The organism is Herbiconiux gentiana, from assembly GCF_024978135.1.
Taxonomy (GTDB): Bacteria; Actinomycetota; Actinomycetes; order Actinomycetales; family Microbacteriaceae; genus Herbiconiux; species Herbiconiux gentiana.
This window is the reverse complement of sequence record NZ_JANTEZ010000002.1, coordinates 333,353-355,091: the sequence shown is the minus strand read 5'-3', so window position 1 is coordinate 355,091 and position 21,739 is coordinate 333,353. Positions and strand designations below refer to the sequence as shown.

At 70.4% G+C, this 21,739-nt stretch carries 21 protein-coding genes; 6 read left to right on the top strand and 15 right to left on the bottom strand.

All coding sequences use genetic code 11. The features are described 5' to 3' along the window. Nucleotides 1–44: 44 nt before the first annotated feature. Entirely contained in the window at nt 45–953 is a 909-nt protein-coding gene (locus NVV95_RS05370) for a phosphoribosylaminoimidazolesuccinocarboxamide synthase (RefSeq protein WP_259485509.1), read from the bottom strand. Beyond that, a complete protein-coding gene (purD, locus tag NVV95_RS05365; RefSeq protein ID WP_259485508.1) occupies nt 953–2,266 on the bottom strand; it encodes a phosphoribosylamine--glycine ligase in 1,314 nt (437 codons plus the stop codon). Before purD ends, NVV95_RS05370 begins: the two co-directional genes overlap by 1 nt. Nucleotides 2,267–2,320: 54 nt before the next feature. On the opposite strand from purD, the gene NVV95_RS05360 reads away from it, so the two are divergent. Both NVV95_RS05360 and NVV95_RS05355 read left to right on the top strand, forming a co-directional pair. Then, nucleotides 2,321–2,680: a sterol carrier family protein gene (locus NVV95_RS05360; RefSeq protein ID WP_259485507.1), complete on the top strand. Its 360-nt coding sequence runs from the start codon at nt 2,321–2,323 to the stop codon at nt 2,678–2,680. Nucleotides 2,681–2,735: 55 nt separating this feature from the next. After that, nucleotides 2,736–3,119, top strand: coding sequence for a hypothetical protein (locus NVV95_RS05355; protein ID WP_259485506.1), 384 nt, complete (start codon nt 2,736–2,738; stop codon nt 3,117–3,119). Nucleotides 3,120–3,199: 80 nt separating this feature from the next. On the opposite strand, the gene NVV95_RS05350 is transcribed toward NVV95_RS05355, so the two are convergent. From NVV95_RS05350 to NVV95_RS05335, 4 genes are all read right to left on the bottom strand, one after another. Beyond that, on the bottom strand, nt 3,200–3,412 hold the full coding sequence (locus tag NVV95_RS05350; RefSeq protein ID WP_259485505.1) for a DUF3073 domain-containing protein: 213 nt from the start codon (nt 3,410–3,412) through the stop codon (nt 3,200–3,202). A 133-nt stretch (nt 3,413–3,545) separates the two neighbouring features. Then, complete coding sequence (locus tag NVV95_RS05345) at nt 3,546–5,579, bottom strand: APC family permease (protein ID WP_259485504.1); 2,034 nt, start codon at nt 5,577–5,579, stop codon at nt 3,546–3,548. A 98-nt stretch (nt 5,580–5,677) separates the two neighbouring features. Continuing rightward, nucleotides 5,678–5,824: a hypothetical protein gene (locus tag NVV95_RS05340; protein WP_259485503.1), complete on the bottom strand. Its 147-nt coding sequence runs from the start codon at nt 5,822–5,824 to the stop codon at nt 5,678–5,680. Nucleotides 5,825–5,912: 88 nt separating this feature from the next. Next, complete coding sequence (locus NVV95_RS05335) at nt 5,913–8,444, bottom strand: ATP-dependent DNA ligase (RefSeq protein WP_259485502.1); 2,532 nt, start codon at nt 8,442–8,444, stop codon at nt 5,913–5,915. A gap of 60 nt (nt 8,445–8,504) precedes the next feature. Here NVV95_RS05335 and ku point away from each other — a divergent pair, with 60 nt between their 5' ends. Continuing rightward, a complete protein-coding gene (gene ku / locus NVV95_RS05330; RefSeq protein WP_259485501.1) occupies nt 8,505–9,410 on the top strand; it encodes a non-homologous end joining protein Ku in 906 nt (301 codons plus the stop codon). Nucleotides 9,411–9,417: 7 nt separating this feature from the next. On the opposite strand, the gene NVV95_RS05325 is transcribed toward ku, so the two are convergent. Continuing rightward, on the bottom strand, nt 9,418–10,095 hold the full coding sequence (locus NVV95_RS05325) for a hypothetical protein (RefSeq protein WP_259485500.1): 678 nt from the start codon (nt 10,093–10,095) through the stop codon (nt 9,418–9,420). Between NVV95_RS05325 and NVV95_RS05320 the strand changes: the two genes are divergently transcribed. Continuing rightward, nucleotides 10,094–11,476, top strand: coding sequence for a glycine--tRNA ligase (locus tag NVV95_RS05320; RefSeq protein WP_259485499.1), 1,383 nt, complete (start codon nt 10,094–10,096; stop codon nt 11,474–11,476). The two genes, NVV95_RS05325 and NVV95_RS05320, sit on opposite strands and share 2 nt — an antisense overlap. A 104-nt stretch (nt 11,477–11,580) precedes the next feature. On the opposite strand, the gene NVV95_RS05315 is transcribed toward NVV95_RS05320, so the two are convergent. Continuing rightward, nucleotides 11,581–13,443 carry an alkaline phosphatase family protein gene (locus NVV95_RS05315; RefSeq protein ID WP_259485498.1) on the bottom strand — a complete coding sequence of 621 codons (1,863 nt, stop codon included), beginning with the start codon at nt 13,441–13,443 and terminating at the stop codon, nt 11,581–11,583. A 138-nt stretch (nt 13,444–13,581) separates the two neighbouring features. Here NVV95_RS05315 and NVV95_RS05310 point away from each other — a divergent pair, with 138 nt between their 5' ends. Then, nucleotides 13,582–14,391 (top strand): MerR family transcriptional regulator, encoded by an 810-nt coding sequence (locus NVV95_RS05310; RefSeq protein WP_259485497.1) that lies wholly within the window; start codon nt 13,582–13,584, stop codon nt 14,389–14,391. Between the two features lie 17 nt (nt 14,392–14,408). Here NVV95_RS05310 and NVV95_RS05305 read toward each other — a convergent pair whose 3' ends face one another. The 6 genes from NVV95_RS05305 to NVV95_RS05280 form a co-directional block, all read right to left on the bottom strand. Beyond that, nucleotides 14,409–16,391, bottom strand: a complete 1,983-nt coding sequence (locus tag NVV95_RS05305; RefSeq protein WP_259485496.1) for a cell wall-binding repeat-containing protein — start codon at nt 16,389–16,391, stop codon at nt 14,409–14,411. A 24-nt stretch (nt 16,392–16,415) separates the two neighbouring features. Further along, complete coding sequence (locus tag NVV95_RS05300; RefSeq protein ID WP_259485495.1) at nt 16,416–16,970, bottom strand: TetR/AcrR family transcriptional regulator; 555 nt, start codon at nt 16,968–16,970, stop codon at nt 16,416–16,418. 74 nt (nt 16,971–17,044) lie between these two features. Further along, nucleotides 17,045–18,466, bottom strand: coding sequence for an MFS transporter (locus tag NVV95_RS05295; RefSeq protein ID WP_259485494.1), 1,422 nt, complete (start codon nt 18,464–18,466; stop codon nt 17,045–17,047). A 33-nt stretch (nt 18,467–18,499) separates the two neighbouring features. Next, on the bottom strand, nt 18,500–19,096 hold the full coding sequence (locus tag NVV95_RS05290) for a DUF2238 domain-containing protein (RefSeq protein WP_259485493.1): 597 nt from the start codon (nt 19,094–19,096) through the stop codon (nt 18,500–18,502). Beyond that, nucleotides 19,093–19,944, bottom strand: a complete 852-nt coding sequence (locus NVV95_RS05285; RefSeq protein ID WP_259485492.1) for an endonuclease/exonuclease/phosphatase family protein — start codon at nt 19,942–19,944, stop codon at nt 19,093–19,095. Before NVV95_RS05285 ends, NVV95_RS05290 begins: the two co-directional genes overlap by 4 nt. Continuing rightward, on the bottom strand, nt 19,941–20,471 hold the full coding sequence (locus tag NVV95_RS05280) for a GNAT family N-acetyltransferase (RefSeq protein WP_259485491.1): 531 nt from the start codon (nt 20,469–20,471) through the stop codon (nt 19,941–19,943). Before NVV95_RS05280 ends, NVV95_RS05285 begins: the two co-directional genes overlap by 4 nt. 68 nt (nt 20,472–20,539) lie before the next feature. On the opposite strand from NVV95_RS05280, the gene NVV95_RS05275 reads away from it, so the two are divergent. Next, on the top strand, nt 20,540–21,130 hold the full coding sequence (locus tag NVV95_RS05275) for an HhH-GPD-type base excision DNA repair protein (RefSeq protein WP_259485490.1): 591 nt from the start codon (nt 20,540–20,542) through the stop codon (nt 21,128–21,130). Here the strand turns inward: NVV95_RS05275 and yczE are convergent. Then, nucleotides 21,060–21,716 (bottom strand): membrane protein YczE, encoded by a 657-nt coding sequence (gene yczE, locus NVV95_RS05270; protein ID WP_259485489.1) that lies wholly within the window; start codon nt 21,714–21,716, stop codon nt 21,060–21,062. The two genes, NVV95_RS05275 and yczE, sit on opposite strands and share 71 nt — an antisense overlap. Between the last annotated feature and the right edge of the window lie 23 nt (nt 21,717–21,739).

Sequence of the window (21,739 nt, the reverse complement as noted above, 5' to 3'; positions counted from 1 at the left end):
GCCACCACCGACAACGGAGAAGGGCCGGGGGAGGGCCCGGCGGCTCAGGCCGTCAGGCGCTCCAGCAGCTCGGCGTACCGCGCCGAGGTGCGCTCCACGATCTCCTGCGGCAGCGTCGGCGGCGGGCCCACCTGGTCCCAGTTCGCTGCCAGCCAGTTGCGCACGATCTGCTTGTCGAAGCTCGCGGTGCGCTCGCCCGAGTCGTAGGCCGCCGCATCCCAGTAGCGCGACGAGTCGCTCGTGAGCACCTCGTCGGCCAGCGTGATCGCGCCCGTCGAGGGGCTGCGCCCGAACTCGAACTTCGTGTCGGCCAGGATGACCCCCCGCGCCTCGGCGATCGCCGCCGCCCGCTCGTAGAGCTCCAGCGACAGCTCCTGCAGCGCGGTGGCGTCGGCGAGCCCGATCAGCTCCACCGTGCGCTCGAAGCTGATGTTCTCGTCGTGCTCGCCGAGCGGCGCCTTGTAGGCGGGCGTGTAGATGGGCTGCGGCAGCCGGTCGCCGTCGTGCAGCCCGGCCGGCAGCTCGATGCCGCACACGCTCTGCGACGCCTGATATTCCTTCCAGCCGCTGCCCGAGAGGTAGCCGCGCACGACGCACTCCACCGGGAACATCTCGAGCGACTCGACCACCATCGACCGCGCCTCGAGCTCCTCGGGCACCGGCGGCAGCCCGTCGCGCGAGGCGATGAGATGGTTCGGCACCGTGCGCAGCTGGTGGAACCACCAGCGGCTCAGCCCGGTGAGCAGCTCGCCCTTGCCGGGGATGCCCGGCTCGAGCACGTGATCGAACGCGCTCACGCGATCGCTCGCGACGACGAGCAGCGCGGCGGGACGGGCATCCGGAGCCGTGTCGTCGGGCACGAACAGGTCGCGCACCTTGCCGCTGTAGACGTGCCGCCAGCCGGGTGCGACCGGGCCCGCTGCAGGGCCGGATGCGCTGCTCACCGAGACCATCACCGCACCTCCTCGGCGACGCGGGCCGCGATGTCGCGGCGGTACTGCGCGCCCTCGAGGTGGATGCCCTCCAGCACCCCGTACACGCGATCACGCGCCACGGCGAACGAGGGCCCGGAGGCCACCACGTTCAGAACCCGCCCGCCGGTGGCCCGGAGCACGGGCCGACCCTGCGCATCCGGAACCTCGTCGAGCTCGGTGGCCGCGTGCAGCACGCTCACGCCCTCGGCGCCTGTGGCGTTCTCGAGCCCCGTGATGGCGCGGCCGGTGACGGGCGAGCCGGGGTAGTTCTCGCTGGCGAGCACGACGGTGACCGCCACCTCGTCGGAGAAGACGGGGCGCGGCTGCGCCTCGAGCGTGCCGGTCGCGGCGGCGAGCAGCAGGGTGCTGAGCGGCGTCTCGAGCCGGGGCAGCACGACCTGCGTCTCGGGGTCGCCGAAGCGCGCGTTGAACTCGATCACGCGGATGCCCCCGGGCGTGAGGATGAGGCCGCAGTAGAGCAGGCCGATGAACGGGGTGTCTTCGGCGGCCAGCCGGCGCACCGTCGGCAAGGCGATGGTCTCGATCACCTCGTCGACGAACGCGGTCTCGCTGCCGAAGCGCTCGGCGAGCCAGGGCAGCGGCGAGTAGGCGCCCATGCCGCCGGTGTTCGGGCCCTCGTCGCCGTCGGCGAGCCGCTTGTAGTCCTGCGCGGGCGAGAGCGGGGCGACCGAGTGGCCGTCGGAGAGCAGGAAGAGGGACACCTCCTCGCCGTCGAGGAACTCCTCGATCAGCACGTCGCCGTGCTGCAGCCAGTGCCGGGCGTGCGCGGTGGCCGCCACGAGGTCGCTCGTGACGAGCACGCCCTTGCCCGCGGCGAGACCGTCGGCCTTGACGACGTAGGGGGCGCCGAACGCGGCGAGGGCGGCCTCGGCCTCGGCGAGGGTGGACGCCGTCGAGGCTCCGCCCGTCGGCACGCCCGCCTCGTCCATCACGCGCTTCGCGAAGGCCTTGCTGCCCTCGAGGGCGGCGGCGGCGCGGCCGGGCCCGAAGACGGGGATGCCCCGCGTGCGCAGTGCGTCGGCCACCCCGGCTACCAGCGGCGCCTCGGGCCCGATCACGACGAACTGCACGTCGTTCTCGAAAACGTACGCGGTGACGGCGCGGGGATCGTTCGCGTCGAGCGCGACCACCGGCACGTCGGCGGCGATGCCCGCGTTGCCCGGGGCCGCGACGATGTCGTGCACCGTGCCCTCCGGCCCGTCGCCCTCGCGCCGCAGCGCCGTGATGATGGCGTGCTCGCGCGCGCCGGAGCCGAGAACCAGGATCTTCACGCCCACAGCCTACCGAGCACCGCCGACGGCCGCGGGTCGGGCTAGCGTGGGGGCATGGGCAAGGCACGCATTTCCGACGAGCTGGGGGCCGCGGCGGTCAGCGCCGCCACGGGCGACTTCGACGGCGCGAGCCGGGACACCCGGGCATCCGCTGTCCGCTACCTGCTGCAGCGCCTCGCCGACGAGGCACCGGGCAACTCGGTCGAGGTGCGGGTGCCGCCGTTCGGGGCCGTGCAGTGCATCGAGGGGCCGGGCCACACCCGGGGCACCCCGCCCAACGTGGTCGAGATGGATGCGCGGACCTGGCTGCAGCTCGCCACCGGCGCGCTCGCGTGGGCCGACGGTCTCGCGACCGCGCGCATCCACGCCTCGGGGCAGCGGGCCGACCTCTCGGCGCACGTGCCGGTGCGCTGAACCCGGATCGGCCGTTTCGCGCCCCGCGCCCAGCCGGGTGGGGGACAATGGAGGGGTGAGTCAGCAGCCCGACGACAGCACCGCATCCGCCCGGCCGACCGGCGCCCCGAGCGCCGAGTCCTCGGTGACGGTGCGGCGCGCCCCGCGCTACTACCGCTTCATGCTCGTCGGCCTCGTGGTCGGCGTGATCGTCGCGCTCATCCTCACCTTCGCGTTCCCCGAGACGGAGCAGTTCACACAGCTGCAGGTGTTCGGCTTCACCGGCATCTTCCTCGCGGCGGTGTTCGTGGCGCTGGGTGCGCTCGCGGCCATCCTGGTCGACCGGGCCAGCTCGAAGCGGGCGCGCACGGTCGCCGCCGAGTACGAGGAGCACGACGCGCCCGAGCCGGGCGACGACGTGGAGTTCGTGCAGGTTCGCGACGAGGGCCCGCGGGCCTAGCCAAGCGCCTTAAACGACGAAAGCCCGACCGGAGTCGGACTTTCCTCGATGCCTGGGTGCTTCGAGAGCTGGCTAGGGCGCTACGCGAGCTTCTGCTCGTCGGTCGCCTCGTAGGCCGTCGGCTCGAACGCGTCGTCGGAGTCGTCGTCCTCCTCGATCCACTTCGAGTAGTCGGGCTCACCGGCTTTGCCCGTGAGCTCGCGTTCCAGCGCCGAGTAGTTCGTGTCGGGGCTGAAGTACTTCAGCTCGCGAGCGACCTTCGTGTGCTTGGCTTTCTGACGGCCACGCCCCATGCGAGACCCCCTCACGATTCGGGCCGGGGGCTCTGCCGCCCGGGATGAGACGAATAAACTACGAAATCGAATGCGAGTTTAGCACGCGGCCATCCCGCATCCGGGCGGGCGACGGGTGGCGTCCAGCCGAAGCTCAGCCGCGCATCCGCTTGTGCGCCGCGGGCTCGCCCGAGTGGGGTCGCCTGGGCACCGGACGCACGGGCTCCCCGCGTCGCTCCTGGCCCGGCAGCGGGCGCGAACGGCGGCCGTAGAGCAGCTCGGAGGAGTCGAGCAGCCATGGCACGAGGGCGATGGTCACGCCGTGCACGAGCATCAGCTTCTTGCGGATGCGGCGGGCCTTGTGGTTGTGCAGCATCGACTCCCACCAGTGGCCCACGATGTAGATGGGTGTGTACACCGTGACGACCTCGGAGCCGTGCTCGGCCCGGTGCTTCATGATGTACTTCGCCAGCGGCACCGCCACGTCGCGGTAGGGCGACTCGATGATGTTGAGCGGCACCTCGATGTTCATGTTCTGCCAGTCCTGCTCGAGCTGCGAGGTCTGCTCCTCGTCGATCGAGAGGTGCACCGCCTCGATCGAGTCGTGGCGGGCGGCGATCGCGTAGTCGAGGGCCTTGAGAACGGGCTTCTGCATACGGCCGACCAGCACGATCGCGTGGTCGCCCGAGGAGCCGAAGGTGGTGGTGGGGTCGACCTCCACCTCCTTGTTAACGTCGCGGTAGTAACGGTTCACGCCCATCATCAGGATGAACAGCACCGGCATGATCGCGAACACCAGCCAGGCGCCGTGGGTGAACTTCGTGATCGTGACGACGATCAGCACCACGGCGGTGAAGACGGCGCCGACGGCGTTGATCGCGAGGGAGCGGTAGACGGCACCGCGGTCCGCGCATCCGTTCTTCAGCATCGTCAGCCAGTGCTTCACCATGCCGGTCTGGCCCAGGGTGAACGAGACGAAGACGCCGATGATGTAGAGCTGGATGAGCTGCGTGAGGCTGGCCTGGTAGACCACGAGGATGGCGGTCGCCGCCAGGGCCAGCAGGATCATGCCGTTGGAGAAGACGAGGCGGTCGCCGCGGGTGAGCATGGCCTTGGGGGCGTACGCGTCCTTCGCCAGCACCGAGCCGAGCAGCGGGAAGCCGTTGAAGGCGGTGTTGGCCGCCAGCAGCAGCACGGCGGCGGTGGCGGCCTGGATGACGAAGAACAGGATCGAGTTGTTGCCGAAGGTGGCCGCCGCGACCTGGGCCATGAGGCTGCGCTGGGGAGTGGTGGCGCAGTCGGCGAAGCCGATCAGGTGGCAGGCGTTCTCGGCGTAGTGCACGTTCGAGATCAGCGCCATCGCGGTGAGTCCGGCGAACAGGCAGATGGCGATGGAGCCCATCAGCACCAGCGTGCGCTGGGCGTTCTTGATCTTGGGGGTGCGGAACGCGGGCACGCCGTTGGAGATGGCCTCGACACCGGTGAGGGCCGAGCATCCGCTCGAGAAGGCGCGGAGGAGCAGCAGCACCATCGCGGCCTGGGTGAGCTGCTCGGCCTTGACGTCGAAGCCGGCCGACTCGGCCACGGGGGCGTCGCCGAGGGCGGTGCGCACGAGGCCGGTGACGATCATCAGGGCGACGCTGCCCACGAAGATGTAGGTCGGGATGGCGAAGGCCTTGCTCGACTCGCGCACACCGCGGAGGTTCACCGCCATCAGCAGGATGACGAAGCCGACCGCGAGCTCGACCCGGAACGGGTTCAGCTGCGGGATGGCGCTGATGATGTTGTCGACGCCCGAGGCGACCGAGACGGCCACGGTGAGCACGTAGTCGACGAGCAGGGCCGAGGCGACCACGAGGCCGGCCTTCTCGCCGAGGTTCTTGTGCGCGACCTCGTAGTCGCCGCCACCGCTCGGGTAGGCCTTGACCAGCTGCCGGTAGGAGGCCACCACGACCACGAGCAGCAGGATGACCGCCGCCGCGACCCAGGGGGCGAGCGTGAGGAACGCCAGGCCGCCGATCAGCAGGATCATCAGCAGCTCCTGCGGCGCGTAGGCCACGGAGGAGAGCGGGTCGCTGGCGAAGATGGGGAGCGCGAGGCGCTTAGGGAGGAGCTGGCCTTCGAGCTTGTCGCTCGGCAGTGGATCGCCGATCAACCAGCGTTTCGCCGAGCGGGTTTCGTTGACCACGAGTGAGAACACTACTCGCGGGCAACCCACTGTCAAGTCGAGTGAGGGGCGGGATATTCCCGCCCCTCGTTAAACGTCTTTTCGGTGGGGCGTGTTATCTACTCGTCGCCGGGGATGACGCTGTCGGTGTACTCGCCCGACTCCGGCTCGGGAACGTTGACGTTCTCCTTCTCGGTGTCGGTGTACTCGCCGTCGCGCTCGCCGCGCGCCTCGTGGTCGTGGTGCTCGTGGTGCTTGTCGGTCATGAGATCCTCCTCGATTGTCTGGCCTTGAATCTGTCGTGAAGCTACCACTCCGCCCCGGTCGTGACCAGGAATCCGCACGAACGTGCACTCACCCCTCCCGCGCCACCTCGGCGGGGGACTTGTCGGAGCGGAAGCCGCGCCAGGAGGGCTGGCGGAGCCGGCCCGTGGAGGTCCACTCGGCGAAGGAGACCTCGCCGACGAGGGAGGGCGTGACCCAGACGGCGTCGCGGGCATCCGCTGCGGGCACGTCGGCGAAGGGGGAGGTCTTACGGGTGAGCGGCGACAGGCGCGACGCGATCGCCGTCAGGTCGCGGTCGGAGAAGCCCGTGCCGACCCGGCCGACGTACTGCAGCACCCCGTCGGCGTCGGGCACACCGACGAGCAGCGAGCCGATCTGGGCGGCCCGGCGACCCTGCCCGGGGCGCCAGCCGCCGATCACGACCTCCTGCGCGAGGTGGTGCTTGAGCTTCAACCAGGCGCGCGAGCGGGTCGTCGAGTAGGTGCTGTCGCGGCGCTTCGCCATCACGCCCTCGAGGCCGAGAGTGCGGCTCGCGTCGAGCGCATGCTGGAGATCGCCGTCGACCGCGGGCGGGAGGTGCAGGGGGCCCTCGTCGGCGGGCAGGGTGTCGGCGAGCATCCGTCGCCGTTCGTCGTAGCCCTCTTTCACGAGCGAGGTGCCGTCGAGCTCGAGCAGGTCGAAGGCCATCAGGTCGACCGCGACCTGCGCGCGCGCCGCGGTGACGTCGCGCGGCTTCGACAGGCCCATGCGCTGCTGCAGGCGACCGAAGCTCGGCCGGCCCGCCTTGTCGAGGGCGACGACCTCGCCGTCGAGCACGAGCGAGCGGTCGGGGTAGAGCTGCGCCAGCGCCTCGGTGATCTCGGGGTAGGCCGGGGTCACGTCGTTGCCGTTCCGGGTGTGCAGGGTGACGGCGCCGCGGTCGACGCGAGCGATGGCGCGGATGCCGTCCCACTTCATCTCGAACGCGTAGGCATCTTCGTCGGATTCGACGTCGGCCGGGGCCGCCAGGGTGGCGAGCATCGGCTTGATCTCCCGGCCTGGTCGTTCAGGCGACGAGGCGTTCTGGCGAGCCCGAGCGGCTGGCCGCTCGGCGCTGGCGTCGCGGCGACGATCCGCCGGATCGTCGCTTTCAGCTCCAGCGCGCATGCGATGGATCAACCAGTTGTCCTTCCCCCGCTCACCCCCGGTGTGGATGAGCACCACCTTGCGCGGTTCGCCCAGCCCGCCCGACGGCTGCCCGTGCAGCGAGACGATGATCTCCTTGCCGTCGCGCCACTTCTCGAGCTCGTACTTCCCGAAGTCCCAGATCGTCACCGTGCCCGCACCGTATTCCCTGGCGGGAATACTGCCCTCGAAGGTGCCGTACTCGAGCGGGTGGTCCTCGGTCTGCACGGCGAGGTGGTTCTGGCCAGGGTCGTCGGGTACGCCCTTCGGCAGCGCCCAGGAGACGAGCACTCCGTCGTGCTCCAGCCGGAAGTCCCAGTGCAGCCGGCGGGCGTGGTGCTCCTGGATGACGAAGCTGCGGCCGTCGGTCGACGCGGGGGTGTCCGCCGGCACCGGCTCGGGGGTCTTGGTGCCGTCGCGTTTGGCCCGGTAGGTGGTGAGGCGGTCGGTGGCCGACGAGGCGGTGGGATGCGCATCAGGCTGGTCATCGGCGGATCTGTTCGAGTGCCATTCGCCCGCGGGCGCTTCGACGGCGCCGGGTGCCTCAGCGCTTTCGGCCAGGGGATCGTCCCGGGTGCGCATCCGCTTCAGCACCTCGTCGAGTTCGAGCTGGCGCAGGTTCTTCGACGCCAGTTCGCGCCAGGTGCGCGGCACCGCGACCGTCGGCCGCGACCGCCCGCGCAGCGAGTACGGGCAGATGGTCGTCTTGTTGCCGTTGTTCTGGCTCCAGTCGACCAGCACCTTGCCCGTGCGCAGCGACTTCTTCATGTCGCTGACGACGAGCTCCGGATGATCGGCCTCCAGTGCGCGCGCCAGCTCGTGCGCCACGGCCGACACCTGGTCGGAGGTCTGCGAGCCGTCGAGCGCCGCGTAGAGGTGGATGCCCTTGCTGCCGCTCGTCACCGGAACCGGGTCGAGTCCCATGCCGGTGAGGATCGCGCGCGCCAGCTTCGCGACCTCGACGCACTCGGGCAGACCCGCGCCCTCACCCGGGTCGAGGTCGATCACGAAACGGTCGGGGTTCTTGCGGCGGCCGTGCGCATCCACCCGCCACTGCGGCACGTGGATCTCGAGCGCCGCGATCTGCGCCAGCCACGCGAGCGTGGCGGCGTTGTTGACGAGCGGGTAGACGTTCACGTGGTCGGAGTGCTGCACCTCGACCCGCCGCACCCAGTCGGGGGTGCCCTCGTCGAGGTTCTTCTGAAAGAACACCTGACCCGGATGCTCGTCACTGCCCACCCCGTGCACCCAGCGCTTGCGCGTGGCCGGCCGGTTGCGGGCGTGGGGGACGAGCACGGTCGCGATCTCGGCGTAGTACCGCAGGACATCCGCCTTCGTGGTGCCCGTCTCGGGGTAGAGCACCTTGTCGAGATTGGAGATGCGCAGGCGGTGGCCGCCCACCGTCACGGTCTGCTCGTTCGCGCTCGAGGTCGCCATGCCTTCATCCTGCATTGCGCGCCCCTAGCCGGAAAGCCCCGATCCGCGGTCTAATCAGGTATGAGATCGATCTGGAAGGGCGCCATCACGTTCGGCCTCGTCAACGTGCCGGTGAAGGTCTACAGCGCGACCGAGGACCATGACATCGCGCTGCACCAGGTGCACGACGCCGACGGCGGGCGCATCCGGTACCAGCGGCGGTGCGAGATCGACGGCGAGATCATCGAGTACCAGAACATCGCGCGGGCCTACGACGACGGGGAGCGCACGGTCATCCTGACCAAGGACGACTTGGCGTCGCTGCCCGAGGAGAAGAGCCGCGAGATCGAGGTCGTGGAGTTCGTGCCGAGCGAACAGATCGACCCGATCATGTTCGACAAGAGCTACTACCTCGAGCCCGACTCGAAGTCTCCGAAGGCCTACGCGCTGCTGCGCAAGACGCTCGAGACCACCGACCGCACGGCCGTGGTGCACTTCGCGCTGCGGCAGAAGACGCGGCTGGCGGCGCTGCGGGTGCGCGGCGACGTGCTGGTGCTGCAGACGCTGCTCTGGGGCGACGAGGTGCGCGAGGCCGCGTTCCCGGCGCTTGACGAGCCGACGCGGGTGTCGTCGCAGGAGCTCGACATGGCGATGTCGCTGGTGGACCAGTTCGCGGGCGACTTCGAGCCCGAGAAGTTCACCGACGACTACCAGGAGCAGCTGCGCACGCTGATCGACGCGAAGCTGGCGCAGGGCGACTCGGTCGACACCGACGAGACGTTCGGGCGCTCGCCCGACGACGGGGATGGCGGCGAGGTGCTGGATCTGATGGAGGCGCTGAGGCGGTCGGTCGACAAGAGCCGCGGTGCGGCGGGGCCGAAGGCGGATGCTTCCGACGACTCCGAGGACGCGCCCGCGAAGAAAGCCACTGCCAAGGCCCCCGCGAAGAAGAAGCCCGCCGCGAAGAAGGCCTCCAAGGCTTCCTGAGTTCGGTTCACTCAGCAGTTCCCCGAGTCGAGTTCCACCTCCTGGCAAGGGCGCTCGCGGTGCGGAGGACGCGATCGGGTTCGGTGGGGTGCGGCCAGAACTCGAGAAGGTAATGGTCCGGGGAGATCTCATCCTCCTCTGTCGTGTCGAGCGCATGTCCCTCGTCCATACCCGTCGCGCTGCATCGGGCGCGGAAATCTCCCGTGTCGAGGGGGATTACGCAGACGACATCTCCCTCGAAGTCGACGAGCTCGACCGTCGCACCTGTCGCGGTGAATGGGAATTCGACCACGTCCTCCCAGGTGGGATCCGGCGCAGGAGGCTCGGAATCGTGGATCAGGACCCGGAGCCCGACGTCACCGGTCTGGAGTCCCGTCGTGAGGACGACCGATCCGGCGACGGCCGCCCCACAGAGGCCATTCTTCTGGTCGGCGAAGGCTCCGTCGACGTCGAGCTCGGTGTCGTCGTCGGATTGAACGTACGCCTGGGCATAGTGCACCCACGTGACGCCTGAGAATTCATCAATTATGTCGGAAGCGTAGTTTGAAGCGACAGCCAGCGGAATGAGTAATCGGATGGGACCTCCAAGGCCTCCTGAGTTCGGGGTGCCCCGTGGCTCCCCGGTAGAATCGGTGGCGATCCAGCGCGAGCAGCCGGCCGCGCGGAGATATCCCGGAGCCTTCATGCCTGCATCCCGTCTCGATTCCGTCATCGCCCTCGCCAAGCGCCGGGGCTTCGTCTTCCCGACCGGAGAGATCTACGGCGGCACCAGGTCGGCCTGGGACTACGGCCCCCTCGGCGTGGAGCTGAAGGAGAACATCAAGCGCCAGTGGTGGAAGTTCATGGTGCAGTCGCGCGACAACGTCGTGGGGCTCGACTCAGCGGTCATCCTGCCGCGCCAGGTGTGGGAGGCCTCGGGCCACGTCGAGGTGTTCTCCGACCCCCTGGTCGAGTCGTTGCACACGCACAAGCGCTATCGCGCCGATCACCTCCTCGAGGCCTACGAGGAGAAGCACGGGCATCCGCCGGTCAACGGCCTCGCCGACATTCGCGACCCCGACACCGGCCAGCCCGGCTCGTGGACCGAGCCGAAGAACTTCTCGGGGCTGATGAAGACCTACCTCGGCGCCGTCGACGACGAGGGCGGCATGGCCTACCTGCGGCCCGAGACCGCGCAGGGCATCTTCGTCGACTTCAACGCCGTGCTGAACAGCTCGCGGCAGAAGCCGCCGTTCGGCATCGGCCAGATCGGCAAGAGCTTCCGCAACGAGATCACGCCCGGCAACTTCATCTTCCGCACCCGCGAGTTCGAGCAGATGGAGATGGAGTTCTTCGTCAAGCCGGGTGAAGACGAACAGTGGCACCAGTACTGGATCGACGAGCGCTTCAGCTGGTACACCGACCTCGGCATCGACCCCGAGAACCTGCGTCTGTTCGAGCACCCGCAGGAGAAGCTGTCGCACTACTCCAAGCGCACGGTCGACATCGAGTACCGCTTCGGCTTCACGGGCAGCGCGTTCGGGGAGCTCGAGGGTGTCGCGAACCGCACCGACTTCGACCTCACCACGCACTCGAAGGCCTCGGGTACCGACCTGTCGTACTTCGACCAGACCACGGGCGAGCGCTGGACGCCCTACGTCATCGAGCCGGCCGCCGGTCTGACGCGGTCGCTGATGGCGTTCCTGGTCGACTCGTTCCACGAGGACGAGGCACCGAACACCAAGGGCGGCGTCGACAAGCGCACCGTGCTGAAGCTCGACCCGCGCCTGTCTCCGGTCAAGGCCGCCGTGCTGCCGCTGTCGCGGAACGAGGCGCTGTCGCCGCTCGCGCGCAGCCTCGCGGCCGACCTGCGCAAGAACTGGAACGTCGACTTCGACGACGCCGGCGCCATCGGCCGCCGCTACCGTCGCCAGGACGAGATCGGCACGCCCTTCTGCATCACCGTCGACTTCGACTCGCTCGAGGACAACGCGGTGACCGTGCGCGAGCGCGACTCGATGGCGCAGGAGCGGGTCTCGCTCGACCGCCTCACGGGCTACCTCGCCGAGCGCCTCGTCGGGGCGTAGCCCACGGGCGCACCCCCGCCGCGCGCGATCGAGCCGTCGATAATCGCCCTCTCAGGCCCGCCAGAGGGCGATTTGCGACGGCTCGATCGAGCGACGGATGCGCGCTAGGACGTGGGGGCGGGGGTGGGCGTGGCTCGGGGTGTGCCGTCGACCGCGTCGAGGGTGCCGAAGAGCTGGCCCTGGGCGTTCTGCGTCTCCATCAGCGTCGCGTACGCCTCGGCGTAGGTCTGCGGCTCGGCCTGGCCCTTGACGCCGAACTTCGCGATCAGCAGCCCGAGCAGCCCCTTCGCCGGATTGCTGATCGGCTTGATGCGCTGCGCCTCGGATGTTCCGTCGAAGCTGACCTCGGGGTTCGGCGGCGAGTACTGCGGCATGGTCTGCGGCCACTCGGCGGCCGGCCGCGGCGCCGTAAGGTTCACGGCGTCGAACATGTCGCGCGACGCGGCGTCGCGCCGGGTCAGCGGCTTCAGCCCGTGCAGCTTCGTCAGGGTGGCGATCACCGAGCCATGATCCATCTGCTCGTTCACGATGGTGTTCTTCGCCGTGTACGCCGAGATCGCGATGGCCGGCACACGGCAGCCGAGGCGGTCGAACGTGAAGTTCATCTCGCCCGGGTCGCCGGTCGACGGCGGCACCGCCGAGGGCGGCGGCACGTGGTCGAAGGTGCCGCCGTGCTCGTCGAAGGTGACGAAGAGCATCGTGTTCATCGCGTTCGACCCCGAGGCCGAGTCGCTCGTGCGGATGGCCGAGTAGACGGCGTGCAACAGGGCATCGGCGGCCCGAGCATCCGACAGCGCACCGTCGATCACCACGTCGCCGTCGTCGGTGACGTCGTCGCTCTCGCGCAGGGTGCCGTGCGGCGGGTGCATGTCGTTGTGGTTGTAGACCATGCGCGGCTCGATGAACGCGTAGTCGGGCAGGTCGCCGTTCGCCACGTCGTCGTAGAACTGCTCCATCACGCGGAAGTGCGACTTCCAGTACGGCTCGAGCACGGGCGCGTGCAGCACGCCCGTCATGGAGACCAGCTGCGCGGCGTCGTAGTAGACGCGCCAGGTGAGCCCCGCATCCTGAAGCCGGTTGAAGATGGTGGGCGCGTCGGCCTTCGAGGCGTCGAGCCACTTGTCGTAGCCGCCGTCGCCCTTGTTGGTGACGTAGCCGTGCGAGGTGGAGGCGTGAAAGAACAGGCGGTTGCAGAAGGTCTGCGACGGGACGGCGCTGTGCCAGTGGTCGAAGACGGCGAAGTTCTTCGCGAGCGTCGAGAAGACCGGCAGCATCTCGGGCGTGAAGCCGCCCATCGCCGTCTCGTACTCCTTGCGGCCGGGCTCCTTCTTGTTCTTCGTGATCTCGCGGTAGTTGATGATGTAGTCCTCGACGAAGCCCTTCATGGTGGGCTGGTCGTTCGGGCCGGGCGCGTTGTAGGGGTAGCTCAGGCCGTTCGCGTGCAGGTCGCGGTTGTCGACGGGGTCGACGCGCTGAAAGAGCTGGGTGTTGACGTGCGAGTACTCCTCGCCGGGGTCGGGGTTGGGGCTCTGCATGATCTCGTCGGTGGAGCCCGAGTAGGGGCGCGCCTCGACCTCGTCGTCGGTGCCGGGCACGGGGTTCGAGCGGCGGCCCTGGTGCAGGCCCTCGAACGTCTGGCCGGCCTTCAGCTCTTCGTTCTTGTAGAGCCAGCCGAGCACGTTGTCGAAGGAGCGGTTCTCGTACATCAGCACCACGAGGTGCTCGAAGCCGGGCTTCTGCTGCTGCGTCTCGGGCGCGAAATCGAGGTTCGACTCCTGCGCGTAGACGCCCGCGCCGATGGCCGCTCCGCCGATGCCCGCGGCGGCTGCTCCGGCGGCTCCCATGGCGGCGGCCTTGAGGAACGCGCGGCGCGACGCGACCGCGCCCGCCGCATCGGGGGCCGCGGGGCTCGGATGCAGGGGCTCACGCTGATCGTCGTCACGTCGACGGCGGCGGAAGGGGGCCATGATCCGACGTTACCGCCAACCTCCGACAGTTTCACGGTCAGGTTGCCGCGGGCTAGGCGCCCGCTCGACCTTCGGCTTGACCTTGACGCGGCGTCAGCTTCTACAGTCGGTTCACGAGACCGGCGGGAGGAGCATCCGATGGACAGGTCGATCACCGAGGTGGCCCGCCTCACCGGCATCACCAGCCGCACGCTGCGGCACTACGATCGCATCGGCCTGCTGCGGCCGAGCCGCATCGGCGCGAACGGTTACCGCCACTACGACGAGGCGGCCCTCGTGCGCCTGCAGCGTGTGCTGCTGCTGCGCGGGCTCGGCGTCGGGCTCGGCGAGGTGGCCCGGCTGCTCGATCAGTCGACGGATGCTCCCGCCGCCCTCCGCCGTCACCTCGACCACCTGCGACGCGAACGCTCCCGGCTCGACCGGCAGATCGCGTCGGTGCAGACCACCATCGACACCCTGGACGAAGGAGGAACCCTCATGCCCGAGACGATGTTCGACGGCTTCGACCCCACCCGCTACGAGGAGGAGGTGGAGTCGCGCTGGGGCGCCCCGGCGGCCGCGGCGGGAAGCGGTTGGTGGTCGTCGATGACCCCGGATGCGCGCGCCGCCTGGCAGCAGCGTCTCGCCACCCTGAACGCCGACTGGCGCGCCGCGGCGGCCCGCGCCCTCGACCCCACGGGCCCGGAGGCGCAGACCCTGGCCCGCCGCCACGTCGCCTGGCTCGCCACCATCTCGGGCACCCCCGGCGCCTCCACCCACCCCGGCGACACAGCCCAGCCCGACGACGCATCCCACCCCGGCGCCCCCGCTCACCCCGACCTCGACTACTTCCGCGGTCTCGCCGACCTCTACGTCGCCGACGACCGCTTCGCCGCCAACTACGGCGGCCCCGCGGGCGCGGCGTTCGTGCGCGACGCCCTCAGGTCCTACGCCGACACCCTCGCCTGACGCCGGGCCGACCGCGGTCAGTGCCCGGTGTAGGCGCGGAGCTGTTCGTAGACGGCGCCGGTGACGGCGTTGGGCCCGCCGAGCACCACGATGCGCTTCGGGTTCAGGCGTTTCAGCTCGGTGTCGATCGCCGACGGGATCGCGTCGGGTCGCACGAGCAGCACAGGGGCGAGGTGCGGTGCGGCGACCGGGCCCCCGGAGAGCGCATCGGGGAAGGCCGTTCCCGCGGCGACGTAGACGACATCGGTGTTCGCGGGGAAGGCGTCGGCGGACGCGGCGGCCGACGTCGCGAACCGGTCGGCCCCACTGCTGCGGACGACGGGCGCGATCGTCGCCAGCTCCGCCGCCACCGCCTCCCCGACGGCGTTGACGCCCCCGAGCACTCGGATCTTGTCAGGCTTGAACCGCGCCAGCTCCGTCTTGATCGCGGCGGGGATGCCGTCCCGCCGCACGAGCAGCAGCGGCCCACCGTCATGCCCGGCCACCGCTCCCCCCGACAGCGCATCGGGAAAGTTCTCGCCCGACGCGATCGTGACGATGGCGGCGCCGTCCTTGAAAGCATCTTTCGACACCGCCGCCGACACCTCGAACCGATCGGCCCCCGCTAAGCGTGTCACCGGGCCGTACGTGCCGAGCTGTCGCTCGACCTCGGCGCCGATGGCGCTGGTGCCGCCGACCACCACGATCCTCTTGGGCTTCAGTCGAGCGAGCTCGACCCCCACCGCCGGCGGGATCCCGTCCCGCGTCGCGAGCAGCACCGGGCCCTGCCACCGTCCTGCCGCCGCCGAGGCCGACAGCGCGTCCGGGAAGTTCTCCCCCGAGGTCACGTACACGACCCCCACCCCGACTGCGAACTCCGACGCCGACAGCGCCGCCGACGTCCCGAACCGATCCGTCCCACTCCGCCGCGACACCGCCGCCGTCGTATCCAAATCCCAGACAGATCCGAGCCGGGTGCCATGGACCGCGAAGGCCCGCCGGTCGTCGGCATCGATCGTGATCGATCGGGTCGCCGCGGTGACGCCGACCCGGGCGAGCACCTTCAAAGACCGCAGATCGATCGCTGAGGCCTCCCCGGAGTTGCCGGGCATATTCGAGGTGACCCAGAGCTGATCTCCGACGGGGTCGACGACGAGATCCCCCGGTTCCGCTGAGATGACGTCGTGCAGCACGGTCTCGACGGTCAGGGTCGAGGTGTCGATGACCGAGATGGTGCCGTCGATGGTGTTGGCGACGAATGCACGATGTCGTTCCTGGTCGACGGCGATCGAATGGGGCGGCGTGGGAATCGACGTCGGTCCTTTCGGAATGACTTTCATCACGGTGTTCGTGGTGGTGTCGATGACTGAGACCGTGCCGTCCTGCCCATTGGCCGCGAAGGCGCGATGCAGGGTCTCGTCGACCGCGATGTCCCGCACCCCGCTGCCGATCCCGCTGGCCGAATCGTGTGGGATCACGGTCACGACCGTCATGGTCATGGTGTCGATGACGGAGACCGACCCTTGACCCGGTCCGTTCCCGAAATTCGTGACGTAAGCCAGGTGGCGCGTGCGATCGAACGCGATCGAGCCCGGCGAGTCACCGATGCCGCGAACAACGTCATGTGCGATCTCCCGAACGACCGTGAACGAGGTCAGGTCGATTACGGAGACCGAGTCGGACTGAGAATTCAGGACGTAGGCCCGGCGGCCGGCCTCGTCTATGCCGATCGCCTGCGGCCAGTCCTTCACGCTGTTAATGCCGACGTCGACCGTGCGGATCACGCGTTCCGTCGTCGCGTCGATGACGACGACGCTGTCGGTCTCGCGTTCGGTCGCGAGCAACCGGCCCGACTCCGAGTCGAACGCGACACCGTTGCTGACACCGAACGGCGCGTCGGTGACGACGAAGTGGTCCACTTGCACGTTTGACGCCCATGTCGGTGCCGCCGCCACCGGCGCGGCGATGGCGACTGCCGAGAGGAGTGCCGAGGCCGTCGCGATCCGATGATGACGTTTCATCGGAGAAGAGTAGCAGAGGAATGCTCAGGTATGCCAGGGTGGGTCGGCGAGGAGGGTCGTGATGCGGGCCGCGAGGCGGTGGCGGAGGGCGGGCGGGAGGGGGTCGCCGCTGAGGGCGTCGTAGGCCCAGAGGCCGTCCGCCGCCAGGCGCAGGACGAAGCGGTCGAGCGCCGCCGGGTCCGCCTCCGCCTCGGCCGGGGTGGGGGTCCAGCGGCGTTGGACCTCGTCCCAGAGGGCCGAGTCGGTCGGGCTCTTCGACGCCTCGAGCAGCAGGGCGAGCTCCGCCGGGTTCGTCTCCTCCGATGCGGTGACGACCGTGTAGGCGACGGCGCGCTCGTTCGGCGTGCAGGCCTCGGCGGGTTTGCCGGCGGCGGCCTCGAGGCGGGCGTCCCACTCGCGGGCGAGGTGCTCGTTGAGCGCGTGCACGAGGGCGCCGCGGTCGCGGAAGTGGTACATCATGCCGCCGCGGGTGAGGCCGGCCTCCTCGGCGGTGGCCTCGAGGGTCAGGCCGCGCAGGCCGTCGCGGGTGACGACCCGCACGGCGGCGTCCAAGATCGCGGTGCGGTTGTTCGGGCGCATGGTCCCTCCAGGGTAGACGGGTGCGGGGTGGGTTCAGGATGCCCGGCCCGCCCGAGGCGCCGGAACGCCGGGGCTCAGTGCCCGGACAGTGCCGACGCCGGTGTGTGCCGCAGCAGGCGCGCCGTGGCGAGCGAGCTCAGCGCCAGTACCGCAGCGATCACGAGCAGCACCGTGGTGAACGCGGGATCCGCCGCGGAATCTGCCGCGGGACCCGCCGACGGCGCATACGTCGACGTGATCAACCCCCCGAGCACCGCGATCGCCACCAGCCCGCCCAGCTCGTACGACACCTCCTCCACCGACGACGCCATGCCCGCGCGGTGGGCGGGCGCGCTCCCGATGATCGCGGCCGACGCCGACGCCATCACGAACCCGAGCCCCACGCCCGCGACGGCGAGCCCGGCCACGACCCCGCCCCATCCGAGGTTCAGCAGCACCGGCGTGGCGGCCGCGCCGATCGCGGCGAGCCCCAGCCCGCCCGCGATCAGCGGACGCGGCCCGACCCGGTGCAGCAGCGCCCCGGCCGCCAGTGCGCTCGGCAGCGAGCCCAGCGCGAGCGACGCCACGACGAGCCCCGCCGACAGCGGGCTGAACTGCTCCACGGTCTGGAAGCGCTGCGCCGTCACGAGCTCCGCGCCGGCGATGGCGAACAGGGCCACCCCGGCGGCGAGAACGCCCGCCGACAGCGCGGGCCGCCTGAACAGCGACAGGTCGAGCAGCGGGTAGGGCAGCCGTCGCTGCCGGCGCACGAACAGCCCCAGCCCGACGACCCCGACGACGAGGGCCACGCCGACGACGAGCCACGACGGCCCCGCCTTCGTCACCTCCTTGAGCGCCACGACGACCCCCGACAGCCCGAGCATGGCGAGCACGGATGACGCCAGGTCCCACGGCCGGCTGCGGTCGCCCGGCGTGTGCGGCGCCACGAAGGGGGTCGCCACGAGCGCCGCGACCACGATCGGCACGTTGATCAGGAACACCGACCCCCACCAGAACCACTCCAGCAGCAGCCCGCCGAGGATCGGCCCGGCAGCGGCGCCGACGACCGCGACGCTGCCCCAGATGCCGATCGCGAGGTTGCGCTCCCGCACGTCGGAGAAGCCGAGGCGGATGAGCGCGAGCGTGGCGGGCATCATCGCCGCCGCACCGACGGCGAGCAGGGCGCGGGCGGCGATCAGCACGGCGGCGGCGGGCGAGAACGCGGCGAGCAGAGATGCGAGGCCGAAGACGACGAGCCCGATCAGGAACAGCCGCCGGTGCCCCACCCGGTCGCCGAGCGTGCCGGCGCCGAGCAGCAGGCCGGCCATCACGAGGGGGTAGGCGTTGACGACCCACAGGCTCTCCGAACCGGTCGCGCCGAGCTCGCGGGTGAGCGTGGGCAGGGCCGTGTACAGCACCGAGTTGTCGATGGTGATGAGCAGCAGCCCGGCCGAGACGACGGCGAGCAGGATCCAGCGCCGCGACGACGAGGTGCGCGCGGGCGTGACGACAGACATGGAGACCTCCGGGTGAGATCCCTAACTATACATTCATGAATGTTTAGTTTCAACCGACGGGCGAGCCGGCCGACGCGCCGACCCACGAGCCGACAGAACCGCCAGCACCACGCCCGCCCCCAGCGCCCCCACCCCACCCACAGCCATGTCCCCGATCGTGTCGTCGTACGTCACGAAGATCGACGAGCTGACGAAGGTCTTCCCGAGCCACTCCACCATCTCCCACAGCGCGCTCGCCGCCAGCCCGAACGCCGCGCACAGCACCACGCGGGCGCCAGGCGACAAAGCGACGAGCCCCAGCCGTGCGACCAGTAAGAACGCCAGCACCGCCACGACCCCGGTGGCGACGAGATGCACCGCGATGTCCCACCACCAGATGCGCGTGTACAGGTCGAACACGTTGCTCCAGGCGGCGACGAGCAGCACGACCCCGTACCCGATGTCGAAGAGCGGATGCACGCCCACGAAGCGAGGCAGCACCACCCCCGGGAACACCAGCGCCAGCACCCCGGCGTCCGTCGGTTCCCACCAGACGAACGCCGCGACGACGCTGAGCAGCGCGAGCACCCGCACCGCGTCGGCGGCCCACTCGGCGGCGCCGTGGGGCGGGCGGAGGAAGTTCTGGATCACGGGGCGGCGGGCACGGGCATCCGCAGCACGGCCTGCACCGGCAGGTGGTCGGAGCCGAAGCCGCCCGCGTACCGGTGCGGGTTGATGCCGGCCTCGACCACCTCGATGTCGGGTGTGGTGGCGATCCAGTCGATCCGCTTGCGGTCCAGGCGCGGCGTGCCGTAGTTCGGGAAGCTGCCCCACTCCGGCGTCAGCCGCGACGACGCGATCGAGTAGGCGTCGAGCAGCCCGCCGTCGCGCAGCAGCTCCTGCAGCGGAGTCGTCGCCTCGCCGCTGTTGAGGTCGCCGGTCACGATCGCGGGCAGGCCGCGCGAGGCCACGAACGCCCGCACGGAGCCCGCCGCGAGCACCCGGGCGCGGCGGGAGAGGTGATCGAAGTGCGTGTTGACCACGAGGAACCGCACCGACGTCGCCCGGTCGCGGAAGGTCGCCGCCACCAGGATGCGCGGCACCCGGTTGCCCCAGCCGGTCGACCCCGGCACCTCGGGGGTGGGCGAGAGCGCCCGCTGGGTCCAGTCGAGCCGCTCGAGCCGCTCGGTGTCGTAGAACAGCGGGCAGCCCTCGCCGCGTCCGTTCGCCGAGCGACCGTGGCCGACCGAGCGGTAATGCCGGCCCAGGCTGTGGCGTACGAAGCCGGCCGTCTGCGGCATGGCCTCCTGCGTACCCAGGATGCTCGGACGCTCCGCCGCGAGCAGGGCCGCCAGGAACGGCCGCCGTGTCTCCCAGCGGTCGGGGCTGTGCGGCATGACGTGCGCGACGGGGCGCCGCAGGTTGTACGTCATGACGTGCAGCTCGGGCGGCGCGGTGGGCCCGACGAGCACCTCGCCGTAGGCGCGACCGCCGCTCACGACCGCAGCTCCTTGCGCATCTCGAGCTCCCGCCGACTCGGATCGAGCGGATACGGCACCGTGACCCCCGTCTCCACGAACCCCCGCTTCCGGTACGCGGCGATGGCGCGGGCGTTGTCCTCATGCACCTCGAGGGTGAGGGTGTCGCCGCGCCCGAGGGCCCAGTCCTCGATGCGGGTGAGCAGAGCATCCGTCACCCCGGCGGCACCGCGGTGCGAGGGGGCCACGTAGACACCGAAGAGGTAGGCCCCGGATGCTCCGGGCGGCACCGACGAGATCATCGTGGCCACGAAACGCCCCTCGGGGGTCTCGGCGACAACCGTGATCGCCCGGCGCGACGACCCCTCACGGGCCTTGGCGCGCCACTCGGCCTCGCCGCGTCGACGGGCGTGCGCGAGCGTCTCGAGGTAGGCGAGAGGCGTGTCCTCGAGCATCTCGAGCCGGAGCCGCCGCACCTCGCGCCAGTCGCTCTCGACCGTGCGGCGGATCGTCAGGCCGGCCGGCACGGCGACCGCGGTGGAGAGCATGCTCCGACCCTAGGGCGTTCCGCCGACGACGGCTCGCAGCCTGCCGGCCGGGCCGTCATGATGGAGGCATGAGCCCCGCACTGCACATCACCGGAGACGCCGCCGCCGACGAGCTGCTCTCGACCGACCCGCTCGCCCTGCTCGTGGGCATGCTGCTCGACCAGCAGATCGCCATGGAGGCGGCCTTCGAGGGGCCGAAGAAGATCCGCGACCGCATCGACGGCACGTTCACCGCGACGAATCTCGCGTCCTACGATCCGGATGCCCTGGTCGAGGTCTTCCGCGAGACCCCCGCCGTGCATCGCTACCCCGGCTCGATGGCCGGGCGGGTGCAGGCGCTCGCCGCGGCCCTCGTCGACGACTGGAACGGCGACGCGGCGGCGCTCTGGACGGACGTGCCCGACGGGAAGACCCTGCTGAAGCGGCTCGAGGCGCTGCCCGGCTACGGGGCGCAGAAGGCCCGCATCTTCGTGGCGCTGCTCGGCAAGCAGTACGGGGTGACCCCCGAGGGCTGGCGCGAGGCCGCGGGGCCCTACGGCGAGGAGGGCTCGCACCGCTCGGTCGCCGACATCGTCGACGCCGATTCGCTCACGCTGGTGCGCGAGACGAAGCGGGCCGCGAAGGCGGAGGCGAAGCAGGCGAAGGCGTCGAAGGGCTGATCGGCCGGATGCGCGGCCGCCCCGCGAGCAGCGGCAGCGTCACCCCGCAGAGCGGCCCGATCAGCAGCGCGAACGCGAGCGTGCCGAACCCGACGTCGCCGCCGAGCAGCCACCCGGCGCCGAGCACCGTCGCCTCCACGAGCGTGCGACCGAGCCAGATCGGCCAGCCCAGCCGGGCGTGCAGCCCCGTCATCAGGCCGTCGCGCGGGCCGGGCCCCAGCCTCGCCCCGATGTAGACGCCGCTCGCCACCGCGAGCAGCAGCAGCCCGGCGGCGAACGAGAGCACCTGCAGCGGAAGCGAGCCCGGAACGGGCAGGAGCCACAGCCCGAGCTCCATGAACGGGCCGAGCAGCAGCACGTTCAGCACGGTGCCGAGCCCCGGCCGCTGCCGCAGCGGGATCCAGGCGAGCAGCACCGCGAGCCCGATCAGGTTGGTGAGAAGACCGATCGACAGTCCGGTGCTGCGCGAGAGCCCTTGGGCGAACACGGTCCACGGGTCGATGCCGACGGCACCCCGGATCATCAGGGCCTCGGCGAAGCCGTAGAGCATCAGGCCGACGAGGAGGCGGAGCACGCGGTAGGTCATAGTCCGATCCAATCGCAGGATTG

Excerpts from the sequence above, each read along its gene's own strand:
- NVV95_RS05360 (WP_259485507.1), top strand. The coding sequence starts at position 2,321 with ATGGGCAAGGCACGCATTTCCGACGAGCTGGGGGCCGCGGCGGTCAGC.
- NVV95_RS05275 (WP_259485490.1), top strand. The coding sequence starts at position 20,540 with ATGAGCCCCGCACTGCACATCACCGGAGACGCCGCCGCCGACGAGCTG.
- NVV95_RS05310 (WP_259485497.1), top strand. The coding sequence starts at position 13,582 with ATGGACAGGTCGATCACCGAGGTGGCCCGCCTCACCGGCATCACCAGC.
- NVV95_RS05350 (WP_259485505.1), bottom strand. The coding sequence starts at position 3,412 with ATGGGGCGTGGCCGTCAGAAAGCCAAGCACACGAAGGTCGCTCGCGAG.
- NVV95_RS05315 (WP_259485498.1), bottom strand. The coding sequence starts at position 13,443 with ATGGCCCCCTTCCGCCGCCGTCGACGTGACGACGATCAGCGTGAGCCC.
- NVV95_RS05305 (WP_259485496.1), bottom strand. The coding sequence starts at position 16,391 with ATGAAACGTCATCATCGGATCGCGACGGCCTCGGCACTCCTCTCGGCA.
- NVV95_RS05325 (WP_259485500.1), bottom strand. The coding sequence starts at position 10,095 with ATGAAGGCTCCGGGATATCTCCGCGCGGCCGGCTGCTCGCGCTGGATC.
- NVV95_RS05280 (WP_259485491.1), bottom strand. The coding sequence starts at position 20,471 with ATGCTCTCCACCGCGGTCGCCGTGCCGGCCGGCCTGACGATCCGCCGC.
- NVV95_RS05320 (WP_259485499.1), top strand. The coding sequence starts at position 10,094 with ATGCCTGCATCCCGTCTCGATTCCGTCATCGCCCTCGCCAAGCGCCGG.
- NVV95_RS05295 (WP_259485494.1), bottom strand. The coding sequence starts at position 18,466 with ATGTCTGTCGTCACGCCCGCGCGCACCTCGTCGTCGCGGCGCTGGATC.
- NVV95_RS05300 (WP_259485495.1), bottom strand. The coding sequence starts at position 16,970 with ATGCGCCCGAACAACCGCACCGCGATCTTGGACGCCGCCGTGCGGGTC.
- NVV95_RS05340 (WP_259485503.1), bottom strand. The coding sequence starts at position 5,824 with ATGACCGACAAGCACCACGAGCACCACGACCACGAGGCGCGCGGCGAG.
- ku (WP_259485501.1), top strand. The coding sequence starts at position 8,505 with ATGAGATCGATCTGGAAGGGCGCCATCACGTTCGGCCTCGTCAACGTG.
- yczE (WP_259485489.1), bottom strand. The coding sequence starts at position 21,716 with ATGACCTACCGCGTGCTCCGCCTCCTCGTCGGCCTGATGCTCTACGGC.
- NVV95_RS05370 (WP_259485509.1), bottom strand. The coding sequence starts at position 953 with ATGGTCTCGGTGAGCAGCGCATCCGGCCCTGCAGCGGGCCCGGTCGCA.
- NVV95_RS05335 (WP_259485502.1), bottom strand. The coding sequence starts at position 8,444 with ATGGCGACCTCGAGCGCGAACGAGCAGACCGTGACGGTGGGCGGCCAC.